The organism is Bacillus sp. ISL-51 (genome assembly GCF_018613535.1).
Taxonomy (GTDB): domain Bacteria; phylum Bacillota; class Bacilli; order Bacillales; family Bacillaceae; genus Bacillus.
In genome coordinates this window covers 345,321-357,920 of the sequence record NZ_JAGGQB010000005.1, presented here as the reverse complement: position 1 = coordinate 357,920, position 12,600 = coordinate 345,321, and the positions used below count along the sequence as shown (strand labels likewise).

12 protein-coding genes and 2 riboswitches are annotated in these 12,600 nt (G+C 46.0%); of the genes, 8 read left to right on the top strand and 4 right to left on the bottom strand.

Annotated elements, in window-relative coordinates; genetic code table 11:
• Positions 1-55 precede the first annotated feature (55 nt).
• On the top strand, positions 56-730 hold the full coding sequence (locus J7E26_RS06555) for a DUF421 domain-containing protein (RefSeq protein ID WP_214799745.1): 675 nt from the start codon (positions 56-58) through the stop codon (positions 728-730).
• A gap of 2 nt (positions 731-732) precedes the next feature.
• Positions 733-900, top strand: a complete 168-nt coding sequence (locus J7E26_RS06550) for a hypothetical protein (protein ID WP_214799743.1) — start codon at positions 733-735, stop codon at positions 898-900.
• A 42-nt stretch (positions 901-942) separates the two neighbouring features.
• Here the strand turns inward: J7E26_RS06550 and J7E26_RS06545 are convergent, their stop codons facing one another.
• Positions 943-1,965: an acyltransferase family protein gene (locus J7E26_RS06545; protein ID WP_214799742.1), complete on the bottom strand. Its 1,023-nt coding sequence runs from the start codon at positions 1,963-1,965 to the stop codon at positions 943-945.
• 255 nt (positions 1,966-2,220) lie between these two features.
• On the opposite strand from J7E26_RS06545, the gene J7E26_RS06540 reads away from it, so the two are divergent.
• Both J7E26_RS06540 and J7E26_RS06535 read left to right on the top strand, forming a co-directional pair.
• Positions 2,221-4,440, top strand: coding sequence for a PAS domain-containing sensor histidine kinase (locus tag J7E26_RS06540; RefSeq protein ID WP_214799740.1), 2,220 nt, complete (start codon positions 2,221-2,223; stop codon positions 4,438-4,440).
• Complete coding sequence (locus J7E26_RS06535; protein WP_214799738.1) at positions 4,437-4,934, top strand: methylated-DNA--[protein]-cysteine S-methyltransferase; 498 nt, start codon at positions 4,437-4,439, stop codon at positions 4,932-4,934. The genes J7E26_RS06540 and J7E26_RS06535 overlap by 4 nt, the downstream gene beginning before the upstream one ends.
• Before the next feature lie 247 nt (positions 4,935-5,181).
• Here the strand turns inward: J7E26_RS06535 and mtnA are convergent, their stop codons facing one another.
• The 3 genes from mtnA to J7E26_RS06520 all read right to left on the bottom strand — a co-directional run bounded on the left by mtnA (position 5,182) and on the right by J7E26_RS06520 (position 8,575).
• Positions 5,182-6,243 (bottom strand): S-methyl-5-thioribose-1-phosphate isomerase, encoded by a 1,062-nt coding sequence (gene mtnA, locus J7E26_RS06530; protein ID WP_214799735.1) that lies wholly within the window; start codon positions 6,241-6,243, stop codon positions 5,182-5,184.
• Between the two features lie 6 nt (positions 6,244-6,249).
• Positions 6,250-7,434, bottom strand: a complete 1,185-nt coding sequence (gene mtnK / locus J7E26_RS06525) for an S-methyl-5-thioribose kinase (RefSeq protein ID WP_214799733.1) — start codon at positions 7,432-7,434, stop codon at positions 6,250-6,252.
• A 110-nt stretch (positions 7,435-7,544) separates the two neighbouring features.
• Positions 7,545-7,700: riboswitch (SAM riboswitch) on the bottom strand.
• A gap of 95 nt (positions 7,701-7,795) precedes the next feature.
• Complete coding sequence (locus J7E26_RS06520) at positions 7,796-8,575, bottom strand: carbon-nitrogen family hydrolase (RefSeq protein WP_214799731.1); 780 nt, start codon at positions 8,573-8,575, stop codon at positions 7,796-7,798.
• A 94-nt stretch (positions 8,576-8,669) separates the two neighbouring features.
• On the opposite strand from J7E26_RS06520, the gene J7E26_RS06515 reads away from it, so the two are divergent.
• From J7E26_RS06515 to J7E26_RS06500, 4 genes are all read left to right on the top strand, one after another.
• A complete protein-coding gene (locus tag J7E26_RS06515) occupies positions 8,670-9,887 on the top strand; it encodes a pyridoxal phosphate-dependent aminotransferase (protein WP_214799729.1) in 1,218 nt (405 codons plus the stop codon).
• 15 nt (positions 9,888-9,902) lie between these two features.
• A riboswitch (SAM riboswitch) is annotated at positions 9,903-10,002 on the top strand.
• Positions 10,003-10,091: 89 nt separating this feature from the next.
• Positions 10,092-11,306, top strand: coding sequence for a 2,3-diketo-5-methylthiopentyl-1-phosphate enolase (mtnW, locus tag J7E26_RS06510; protein WP_214799728.1), 1,215 nt, complete (start codon positions 10,092-10,094; stop codon positions 11,304-11,306).
• Complete coding sequence (gene mtnX, locus J7E26_RS06505; protein ID WP_214799726.1) at positions 11,303-12,010, top strand: 2-hydroxy-3-keto-5-methylthiopentenyl-1-phosphate phosphatase; 708 nt, start codon at positions 11,303-11,305, stop codon at positions 12,008-12,010. Before mtnW ends, mtnX begins: the two co-directional genes overlap by 4 nt.
• Positions 11,968-12,597 (top strand): methylthioribulose 1-phosphate dehydratase, encoded by a 630-nt coding sequence (locus tag J7E26_RS06500; RefSeq protein WP_214799723.1) that lies wholly within the window; start codon positions 11,968-11,970, stop codon positions 12,595-12,597. The genes mtnX and J7E26_RS06500 overlap by 43 nt, the downstream gene beginning before the upstream one ends.
• The last annotated feature ends 3 nt before the right edge of the window (positions 12,598-12,600 follow it).

Genomic DNA, 12,600 nt, shown 5'->3' with positions numbered 1-12,600 from the left:
AAAGATGTGTGGAAATGAATTCTTGGGAGACGCTAATCCTAAAGAGGTGACATACTTGTTAGCCGTATTATGGAAATCAGTGATTATGATAGCGGTCGGTACCTTTTTATTAAGACTTGCCGGACGGAAATCGATTAGCCAGCTGTCGGTTACCCAGACAGTCATCATGATTTCCATCGGCTCCATTATCATTCAGCCGTTTATTGAGCATAGTTTATGGGAAACCATTTTTGCGGCAACGATTTTCATTTTGGTCTTGATTCTAATGGAATTCCTCGAAATCAAATCAAAATTTTTCGAGTATTTATTTTCTGGGAAAACCATAGCTGTTGTTGAAAACGGGCAAGTCATATCGAAAAATTTAAAAAAAATGCGCTTAACCGAATCACAGCTGTCGATGAGGATCAGGCAGGAGGGCCTCGGGGATATTAAGGATTTTAAAATTGTGCTGCTGGAGCCGAACGGACAAATCGGCTACGAGCTGATGGATGAGGCAAAAACGGTCACAGTGCGCGATCTTAAATCGATTTTGCAGGAATTCAAAACAGAATTGCTTACAGAAGGAGGAAATCAGATGAAACGCAAGGCAGCAACGAATGAAGCTTTAACAAATAACAACACACCGACAGAAAGTATGGATAAAGATGCATACAAAACACAATATGACGGTGATCCGGGACTCAGGGGCGCAAACCGCAAGTCAAAACACGGCAAACAAGGGGGCGAATAAGCATGACAAAAAACCGCCACAGCAAGGATATGCAAAATCATAAAAAACCGATGGATCCTAAATTGCTTGAAGAAGAATTCTCAAGCGAACTCGGTGATTATAACGCCGGAAAACTGATTGAAACGCTTGAACAGACAAAACCGAAGGAAAAAGAAGACAGCAAAAAATAAAAAATACCTCTTAGGCGGCACGCGCTTAAGAGGTATTTTTCGTTATTTGGAATAAGCATTTTTCCTTGTTCCTTTTACAGCTTCAAGCCAGGCGGTCATTCGCAATTCAATAAACGGCTGGGCGGCTGTTTTCACAGCATTGCTGGATAAAATGGATGTAAGGACTGCTGTTAAAATAAGAAGCATCACTACATTTTGATAATCAGACAGATGATCCTCCAGCCCGATCTGCCGCAAGGTTTTAATAATAAATCCGTGCAGCAGGTAGACGTAAAATGTTCTCGTGCCCCACTTTGTAAAGAAATAGCGTTTTTGCGGGACGAGTGCCAAAAAGCTGAAGGTAGCGGCAAAGGCCAAAACATACCAGCCGATACGTGACAGCCCGCTTAACAGCGTCACGTCTCCGAATGTTGAATAGGGTTCCGAGCCAAACAGCCACGAGTAATCAAAGTCGATGCACCAGCATAAAAGAAAAACCGTGCAAAGAACGCCGGTGGCAATTTGTTTGCCCCTTTTGCTCTTCAGTAAATCAAAGTGATCTTTATTTAAATAAAAGCCGACGAGAAACATCGGAAGAAAGACAAACGTTCGTGAAAGGCTCAGCGTGCTGCTGATGAAATCGAGATAACCGATCATAACGGCAAGCCCGCAGCTCGCAGCAAGCGCCCACATTTTCGGCAGTTTCGTAAATGGGTACAGCAGCAGATTCCAAAAGAATAAGCTGATTAAAAACCAGAGAGACCACTGCGGATCAATCGGATTAACGCTTGTTATGCTTTCATCCTGAATAAAGTAATAAAAAACCGAATAGATGCTCTGGAAAATCAAATACGGAATAATCAGCTTCACAGCCAGTTTCTTCACATAACCTTTGCGCTTGAAGTTTTTCGCAAAATAGCCGGACACAAGGATAAAGGCAGGCATATGAAAAGTATAAATGAATTTGTAGAGATGGAGCATAAACTCATTTCCGTTAATAAATGACCGGAGGATATGGCCGAACACCACAAGGAAAATCAAAATAAACTTGGCATTGTCAAAGTAACTGTCACGCGATTTCGTCATAGCATCACCTTCTCTTCAAAAATCATTCACTGCATGATTATTTCCTGCTCGTGTCCATTTTAAAATAAAAAATGAAAAATGAAGGCGAAAAAAAAGGATTGTTAGGATGATGTAACGGGGAGGTAAGGATCGTAGAAAAAGACTTTAACTTGTCATATCATTGAAATTTTCTGAAATGTATAGGGCAAATGAAGGAAGACGGAGGATTTTGTAGAAATATTGAAGGATAGGTTTTTTGAAGAAGGAGTGTACTGAATGGCTGAAACTCTGGATTTGCAAACAAAGGAATCTTTGCAAGAGCAGCTGAAGCGGCTGAAGGAGGAAAATGACCGTCTGAAAAATGATTTGAGCCGATATCATATCATAATGAACAACACGCTTGATGCCATTTTCATCTGCCATAAGGAAATGAAAATCGTCCAGGCGAACGAGGCTGCGGCACGGATGATGCAGATTGAGGCAGACGGCCTCATCAACCGCTCCGTCCTCGATTTTTTATATTCTGTCCCTCAGGAAGAATTGAACGCGGCCGTCAAGAAATTTTTAGATAAGGGCTTCTTATGGAAAGAGGTGCCGATTAAGCTGGACAGCGGCGCAACAAAATACATTGAATTCCTTGCCAGGGACGGAATTGGGGAGGATTATTTTTTTGTGGTGATGAGGGACATCTCCTCTAAAAAAATATTGGAGCGGGAATTCTCAATGAACGAACAGCTGTTCAAAGATTTGTTTGACAGGGCTGTTGACGGAATTGTGCTGTTTGACAAGGACGGGGGATTTATTGATGCAAATCTCTCTTTTTGCAAAAGCTTCGAGATAGACCAAAACGAGCTGTTTCATTTGTCACTCCAGCATTTTACAGACGGCGAAAACAACATGCACCTGAAGGACATTTGGGATACTCTCCGCAGGAAAGGAAAAGCCAAGGGAGAGCTGCCCGTCAAGCTCCGGTCAGGTAAGGAGAAGCTGTTTGAGTTTACGATCACTTCCAACTTAATCAGCGGGTTTTATATGTCCATTATGAGAGACATAACGGAAAAACGGTCGATGGAAATAAAACTCTTTAAAAGCGAAGAGCGCTTCCGCGAAATTTTTGAAAACGCCATGGACGCCATCGTGATTTGGTCTGACGACGGAAAAATCGCCAAGGCGAACCAAGCGGCATGCCGAATTTTTGAGCTGCCGATGGACGAGTTTCTGAAGCGGTACTTATGTACGTTTATCGCTGATCCGCAGAAAAAATACAAACATATCAAAAAGAAATACGAAAAATACGGTGAAATCCGGGAAGAAATGCTGTTTCAGATGGGGAACGGACAATATAAAGAGCTTGAATTCACGTCAAAACGGACGATACTCGAAGGCCAGCATTTGACGATTTTAAGAAATGTCAGCGACCGTAAGCGAATGGAAAAAGAACTGAGGGAAAGCGAGCTGAAATTCAGAAAAGTATTTAACGGCTCCATGGACGGCAACGTATTATTTGACAACCAGTTCCGCATTATCGACGCGAATCCGCTGGCCAGCCGCATTCTCGGCATTCCGCATGAAGAGCTGAAAACACACGCCGTGCCTGACATTCTTTCTTCTTTTGACATTGAAAACGCGGGCGTTCCCGCAAGAGAGATTGATTTAGAAGGAATGGATAATGAAATCCCCTTTTTATTAAGCAGCAGCGATCACCGCAAACTGGAATTTTCCTTCAAGCGGAATATCATTCAAAATATGAATCTTGCCATCTTTAAAGATGTCACGGAGCGCAAAGAGCTGGAGGAGCGGCTTCGGAAATCCGACACCCTGCACGTCGTAGGGGAGCTGGCAGCAGGCATCGCCCACGAAATCAGAAATCCCATGACGGCGCTGAAAGGATTCATTCAGCTTCTCAAAGGAAGTATTGAAGGTGAGTATTCCCTGTATTTTAACGTCATTACCTCAGAATTAAAACGCATCGAGTCTATTATCACCGAATTTTTAATTTTAGCAAAACCGCAGGCCATATTGTATGAAGAAAAAGATGTGACGCAGATTATGAAAGACACGGCTGATCTTCTGAACGCCCAGGCCAACCTTGTCAATGTGCAGATCCATTTAAATCTGACCGGAAACATTCCTCCGATTTACTGTGAGCCCAATCAATTAAAACAAGTGTTTATTAATATTTTAAAAAACGCAATCGAAGTCATGCCCGACGGCGGTAATATCTACGTGACCATTCAGCCTTCGGATAAAGATCACATTCAGATTTCATTACAAGATGAAGGTACCGGCATCCCAGAGGACAAACTGAAACGTTTGGGAGAACCGTTCTACACGACGAAAGACAGAGGAACGGGCCTCGGGCTGATGGTCAGCTACAAAATCATCGAAGAACACCAAGGCCGTATTCATGTTGAAAGTGAAGAAGGGAAAGGAACCGTGTTTCATTTGACGCTCCCGATCCGGCAGAACAAAGAGGAAAGAAGGAATATCGAATGACCTGCTTTACAAGTGCGGACACACCGCTTGGAACTATCATGATCACAGAGGAAGAAGGCTTTATCACCGGCCTTTTTCTGAGCGGGGACGATTTTGCGGAATGGGAACAATCATCCCCTCAGACTGAAATGCGTGAAACCGCCCTGTTAATGAAGGCAAAAAAACAGCTGGAAGAGTATTTTGCCGGAAAAAGAAAGCATTTCTCTCTGCCGCTGAGACAAAAAGGCACACCTTTTCAAGAAAAAGTGTGGGACACACTTGCCATGATTCCTTACGGGGAATCCCGAAGCTATGCCGATATTGCCGAAGCGATCGGCAATCCAAAAGCGGTGCGCGCCATCGGACAAGCCAACAAATGCAATATGCTTCCGATTTTTATTCCGTGCCACAGGGTAATCGGCAAAAATAGTGCCTTAACGGGATACGCGGGCAGCAAGACTGATGTAAAAGCCGTTTTATTAAACCTCGAACAAATATCCTATAAAGAAAAATAAAGCATATGGCACGTTCCGTTTTTTCACGCCTGACATATTATTTTATTAAGTGAAAAGAGTTGGTCTGACGAAAAAGGAGGACGAAGTCTGATGAAGCTGAGCCGTCCGGAAAAAATAGCCGGTTATGCAGAGCTGTTTCTGAAATTGCATCTGATATCAGCCGTCCAAAGAGATGAAATGGTCAAATTGTGTAAACAAAAAAACCGCTGACATTGCCTGAAGAGGAGGCAGTATCATCAGCGGTTTTTCAGATGATCTGGCAATCTGCGAATAATTGCTCGATTTCTTCCTGATATGAACCGGTCACAATCCCTTTCTCTGTAATAATACCCGAAATCAGATGATTGGGGGTGATGTCAAAGGCGGGATTGAATACGGGTACGTTTTCAGGAGCGGTGCGCACGCCGGATATCTGCCTTACCTCTTCAGGATCTCGTTCTTCAATAGGAATTTGATCACCGCTCTCAATCCGCATATCAAATGTGGAAAGCGGGGCGGCGACAAAAAATGGAATTTGAAACGCGTTGGCTAAAATCGCGAGACCGTACGTCCCGATTTTGTTGGCCGTATCACCGTTCTTAGCGATTCTGTCAGCGCCTACAATAACAGCTGAAATGTGTTTTTCTTTCATCGTATGGGCGGCCATGCTGTCTGTAATGAGAGTCACATCAATTCCTCCCTGCATCAGCTCCCATGCCGTCAGCCGTGATCCCTGTAATACCGGCCGTGTTTCACATGCGTAAATATGGAGGCCGAGATCCTTTTGCTTCGCCAAATAAAAAGGCGCAAGCGCCGTGCCGTAGCGGCTTGTGGCAATCGAACCTGCATTGCAGATGGTCATGATCTGATCGCCTTTTTTAAAAAGGTGCAAGGCATTCTGGCCGATCATCCGGCATGTTTCTTCATCCTCAACTTGGATTTGAATGGCTTCATGGACAAGAGTGGTTTTCGCTTCATTGATTGAAATGGCATGGCTGATGGAACTCTCAAGCCTGTCAAGCGCCCACGCCAAGTTGACAGCCGTCGGTCTTGAGCTGTTTAAATATTCTTTGATGGATGCAAGCTGACGGCGGAAGTCAGAAACATCCGCAGCTTCTATCGATTTAGCACAAAGTGCGAGTCCGAACGCCGCGGTTATGCCGATGGCCGGAGCGCCTCTTACTTTCAGGGTGACAATCGCATCAAATACATCCTCTTTCGTCGTCAGCTCCACATATTCAGTAATCTCCGGGAGCTTTTGTTGGTTTAAAATGTTGATGTGTGTTTCCTTCCATTCAACAGAACGGGGGATGGCAAATTCATTCGTCATGATCCATCATTCCTTTACGCGGAGCTTAAATTGTTCCAAAACTTCAGTGATGCTTTTCAGTTCTTTTCGGTTTTCGATATAAAAGGCGCCGATTTCAAGTGTCAGTTTCTTTCTTTCAATACGTTTGTCAAACGGCACAATCTCTTCTAAGTCGGCCACGTGGGCAAGCCCGATCGTGCGGCGGATCAGCTCGCATCCGGCAAAACCGACGGCTTCCTCAAATGCGGTTTGAAGCGTTTCGTGAAGCCGGTGTCTGCACGAAATGAGACTGTCTTTTTCCCACGCCTCACTAAACGTTTTCACAAATGTCTCCCATACGGCCTCTGTATGGTCATATAAAGGCTGTCTGTCTTCACCGTCCCGGCTGAGGGCGTTTAACAGCAGGTTTGCGATAAACTGGCCGATGTCAAAACCGATCGGCCCGAAAAAGGCAAACTCGGGATCAATGATCTTTGTTTCGTGTTCACCGGCAAATATGCTTCCCGTATGCAGGTCCCCGTGAACCAATGTTTCGGCTGATGTTAAAAATATGGCTTTCAGCTCGGCTGCTTCCGTTTTTAATCGGGAATTGTTCCAAATCTTTTCTGCGTAAGGGCGAAGCTCCTCTTCAAAATCATTTGTCTCATGGTCAAGAAACGGCTCTGTAAAGACAAGCCTTTCTGTAATATTGCAGAGATCCGGATTCGTAAACTGCTTTACGAGCTGCTGTTTCACTTTTGCATCAAGCGCATAATCGGATGAGTAAAAAAGCGTTTTTCCGAGAAATTCACCGATATGGACTGATAAATTTGGGTAGTTTTTACCCTCAATCAATCCTCTTCTTGAAATTTGCAGGCGGGAGAGATCTTCCATAACGGTCACAGCCATCTCTGTATCTGAATAATACACAGACGGAACGAGGTGAGGCGCATGTTCGCCTTGGCGGATCAGCGCGCTGCTTTCGATTCTTGCACGGTCGATGGTAAGCGGCCAGCTTTTACCGACGACTTTTGCATAAGGAATCGCTTGTTTGATAATCAGTCCTCTATTGTTTTCTTTGTCATAAACATGAAAGACGTAATTTAAATTGCCGTCGCCGATTTCACGGCACGTTAATGTGCTTTTGCTTTGGAATAAGCCGAGCTTAACGGCTAACGCGGCAGCTGAGCTTTCGGTTAATTGTTCATAAACACTTGTTTTCGTTGCTGGCATGGATTTCCCCTCCAATTATGTAGTGGTGTAAAAAGATGTTGTCCGGAGAATAGGTCCGTAAAAAAAGCCTCCTTCTCTGAAGAGAAGGAGGCTGAAACAGTAAAGTCCGCCTCTTATCTCTCAGATAAAATCTGATGGAATTAGCACCGTGCCTTAAGAGACAAATCGTCTCGGCGCAAAAATCACGCGCCCCATTTCACAATGGAATTACGGTCGGTTGCTGTTGGGGTCAAAAGGCCAATCCCTCGCCCAACTCTCGATAAGAGAAAAATATATTGATTTGTATAACAATTCGAATTAATCAGTTGATGAAAATATTAACAGGAGCCTGATCTTTTTGTCAACGTTTTTTTTCAAAAAATTAATATAAATCACTCCGCAAATCATTAAAGACAGGAATGGTGCTGCGTACAGCCGCGCTTTCTGATACATCGATTTCCGCCCGAACGGCGCCTTCTGTCTGTCCTCCTTCGGCTAAAATCCGTCCCCACGGGTCGATAATCAGGCTGTGGCCGGCAAATTCATTATCGGGATTAGAACCCGTGCAATTACATGCCGCGACAAAACATTGGTTTTCAATCGCTCTTGCGACAAGCAGGCTTTTCCAATGATCAAGGCGGGGAAGAGGCCATTCCGCAGAAATAAACAGCACATTCGCCCCTTTCACCGTATGTTTTCTGACCCACTCGGGAAAGCGGATATCATAGCAAATCAGCCCGGCGCACTTTACGCCGTCAAGCTCAAAGAAACCATCGCTGCTGCCGGCTGATAAATACAGGTGTTCATCCATCAGCTGAAACAAATGCGCTTTTTGATATTGTTTTTTGATCTGTCCGTTGTTATCGGCGATGTACATCGTGTTATAGACGTTATCTCCTTCTTTAACCGCAACCGATCCGGCGACGAGGTGCACGTTATATGTTTTCGCCGTTTGCCGGAGCCATTGCTTTGAGGCTTCACCGTTTTCATCAGCCAATGTATCAAGGCGTGTGAGGTCATAGCCTGTCGTCCACAATTCAGGAAGCACCAAAACATCGGCATGGCGGCTTTCTCGTTCGATAAAAGATTCTGCTTTTTTTATATTTTCTGAAGGATTCCCGTATGAAATATCAAATTGCAAACAAGAAACGGTCCATTTCATTTTTTACAACTCCCCCAAGTTTCTCTTTACTTTTTTTATTTAACCATATATGATGATGGACTATCATTTCAAGACATTTTTAGAAGGTGAAAATATGAACTTTGAATTCTCTGATGTACTGAAACATTTGCCTCAACAATTTTTCGCATCTTTGGTGCAAAAGGTGAACCGAAAGCTGAAAGAAGGCGAAGACGTAATTAACTTGGGGCAGGGAAACCCTGATCAGCCTACTCCTCAGCATATCGTAGAAGAAATGAAACGCGCTGTCGAAAGGCCGGAAAATCATAAATACTCATCATTCCGCGGCTCTTACAGCTTTAAAAAGGCAGCAGCGGCTTTTTACGAAAGAGAGTACGGCGTCACTGCCGATCCGGAAACTGAAGTAGCCGTATTGTTCGGCGGCAAGGCAGGGCTTGTTGAGCTTCCGCAATGCCTGTTAAACCCGGGTGATACGATTCTGGTGCCGGACCCCGGTTATCCCGATTACTGGTCAGGCGTTGCCCTAGCGAAAGCAAAAATGGAAATGATGCCGCTGACGGAAGAAAGGGATTTTCTCCCGGATTACAGCGCGATTTCCGCAGAAGTGCGGAAAAAAGCGAAGCTCCTGTATCTCAATTATCCGAATAATCCGACTGGGGCTGTGGCGACACCGGAGTTTTTTCAGGAAACGGTCAGCTTCGCAAAGGAAAACGGCATTTGCGCCGTTCATGATTTCGCTTACGGGGCCGTCGGCTTTGACGGGCACAAACCGCTGAGTTTCCTGCAGACAGACGGGGCAAAAGAAACCGGAATTGAAATTTACACGCTGTCAAAAACCTACAATATGGCGGGCTGGCGGGTTGGATTTGCCATTGGGAACAGATCAGTCATCGAAGCGATCAACCTGTACCAAGACCACATGTTTGTCAGTTTGTTCCCTGCGGTGCAGCAGGCTGCTGCAGCGGCTCTTTTAGCGGATCAGACATGTGTCGCCGAGCAAAATGACAGGTATGAATCAAGGCGCAATGCGTGGATCACGGCCTGCCGCGATATCGGCTGGGAAGTGACGGCTCCGGCCGGCTCCTTTTTCGCGTGGCTGCCTGTGCCCGCCGGCTATACGTCACAGGAATTTTCAGACTTGCTTCTGGAAAAGGCCAATGTCGCGGTCGCAGCGGGAAACGGCTTTGGAAAATGGGGCGAGGGCTACATCAGAGTCGGTCTTTTGACAAGTGAAGAAAGACTTAAAGAGGCGGCGGACCGGATCGGAAAACTAAATCTTTTCGCCCGAAAAAGCATTGACATTACAAGAAAACAATGGGATAATTCGAAATAATTTATAAAATCATTATTCTTATCAAGAGCAGGCAGAGGGACGAGCCCGATGAAGCCCGGCAACCGACTGATAAAGCACGGTGCTAATTCTTGCAGCAGGAGCTGAGAGATAAGATTCGGACATAACACGAAACCTTGAAACCTCTTTCTGCTCAAACAGGAGAGGTTTTTTATTGTTTTGCGAAAGAAAGAGAGGAGTTCACGCATGAGCGAAGTATTGGCAACATATCTTTTGACGGACCCGGGAGACAGTGAGAAACGGGCTGAACAAATTGCGACGGGGCTGACGGTAGGCTCCTGGACGGATTTGCCCCAGCTGAAGCAGGATCAGCTCAGACGGCATAAGGGCCGGGTGGTAAAGGTTGAGAAGAAAGAAGGAACCGCTGAAAACGAAAAACAGGCGGTCATTACCATTGCCTATCCTGAGGTTAATTTTTCAAACGATATTCCGGCAGTGCTGACAACAGTGTTCGGGAAGCTGTCGCTTGACGGAAAAATGAAACTGACTGATCTTGAATTTTCCGAGGCGTTTAAACGCTCCCTGCCCGGGCCGAAATTCGGCATATACGGCATCCGCAAAATGATCGGCGAGTTTGAAAGACCGCTTTTAATGAGCATTTTTAAAGGCGTAATCGGACGGGATCTCACTGACATTAAAGATCAGCTCAGACAGCAGGCGCTGGGCGGCGTTGATATCATTAAAGATGACGAAATTTTCTTTGAAAATGATTTGGCCCCGTTTGAAACCCGTATTACAGAAGGGAAGCGTGTCTTGAAGGAAACCTGTGAAGAGACCGGGCATAAAACACTGTATGCGGTAAACCTTACGGGACGGACGGCTGACCTGCGGGACAAAGCAAGACGCGCTGCCGAGCTTGGAGCCGACGCCCTTTTATTGAATGTGTTCGCCTACGGCTTAGACGTTATGCAAAGCCTTGCGGAAGATGCGGACATCCCGCTTCCGATCATGGCGCACCCGGCGGTCAGCGGCGCGTTCACATCATCTCCCGTCTACGGTTTATCGCATGCACTTTTGCTTGGTAAGCTGAACCGGTGCTGCGGCGCCGATTTCAGTTTATTTCCGTCACCTTACGGGTCGGTGGCTCTTCCGAAAAAGACAGCGCTCGCCATTCACGACGAATGTGTAAAGGAAGATGTCTTCAAGCCTTCATTTGCAGTTCCGTCGGCAGGCATTCATCCGGGCATGGCGCCTTTATTGATGCGTGATTTCGGAATTGATCATATCATTAACGCCGGCGGCGGGATTCACGGGCATCCGAGAGGCGCCGAAGGCGGAGGAAAAGCGTTCCGCGCCATTATCGATGCGGTGCTTCAAGGGCAGCCGATAGAAGAAAAAGCGGCAGCGTGCAAAGACCTTCAGCTCGCATTAGATAAATGGGGGAGGGCGGAAGCCGTATGACCCAAACACCGCTGATTATTTGTGATTTCGACGGAACGGTTACAATGAACGACAACATTATCAGCATCATGAAAGAATTCGCACCGCCTGAATGGCTCGCTTTAAAGGATGGCGTCCTGTCTAAAAGCATATCCATCCAAGAGGGCGTCGGCCGGATGTTCGGGCTTCTGCCGAGCTGCTTAAAAGAAGAGCTGAGAGATTTTGTTCTGCAGGATGCGAACATACGGGACGGTTTTGTGGAGTTTGTCTCGTTCGTCCGGTCAAACGGCCTTCCGTTTTATGTCGTAAGCGGCGGGATGGACTTTTTTGTGCACCCGCTTTTGGATGGAATCGTGGAAAAGGAGCGTATTTTCTGCAATCACGCGTCTTTTGAAAATGCACATATTCAGATTGAATGGCCTCATGCCTGTGACGAGGGCTGTACAAACCAATGCGGCTGCTGCAAACCGTCAGTCATCCGAAAGCTTTCAAAAGACCAAAAGGAGTTTCTCATCATGATCGGTGATTCCGTTACGGATGTCGAGGCTGCCAAGTTATCTGATATGTGTTTTGCAAGAGATTACTTGCTGGATGAATGCAAGGAGCTCGGGCTGCGTCATCTTCCTTTTCATGATTTTTACGAAGTGAAAAGCGGCATTGAAAACATGGGGGAGGTGCAGGCATGGCTGCAAAACAAGAGCGCTGGCGCGAACTTGCCGAAGTAAAGCGTGAGCTGGCTGAAAGAGACTGGTTCCCGGCGACAAGCGGCAATCTTTCCATTAAAGTCTCTGATGAGCCGTTAACCTTTCTCGTCACGGCAAGCGGCAAGGATAAACGGAAAGAAACAGACGAAGATTTTCTCTTAGTCGATCAGGACGGGAAACCCGCTGAAACCGGCCATACCTTAAAGCCGTCAGCGGAAACGCTTCTGCATACCTATTTGTATCAAAAGACAAATGCGGGCTGCTGTCTGCATATCCATACGATAAATAATAATGTGATATCAGAGCTGTACCGCGATGAAAAACAAATTACATTTCAGGGGCAGGAAATCATTAAAGCGCTCGGCTTTTGGGAGGAAAACGCTGCGGTGGTCATTCCGATTATTGACAATCCCGCACATATTCCGTCATTGGCTGAAAGCTTCGCAGCACACGCGGTGAGCGACTCCGGCGCCGTGCTGATCCGCAACCACGGCATTACGGCATGGGGGAAAAATGCGTTTGAGGCAAAAAGGGTGCTGGAAGCCTATGAGTTTTTATTCAGCTATCATATCAAGCTCCTGTCACTCCGGCCGCAGCTTGTCAAATAAAGA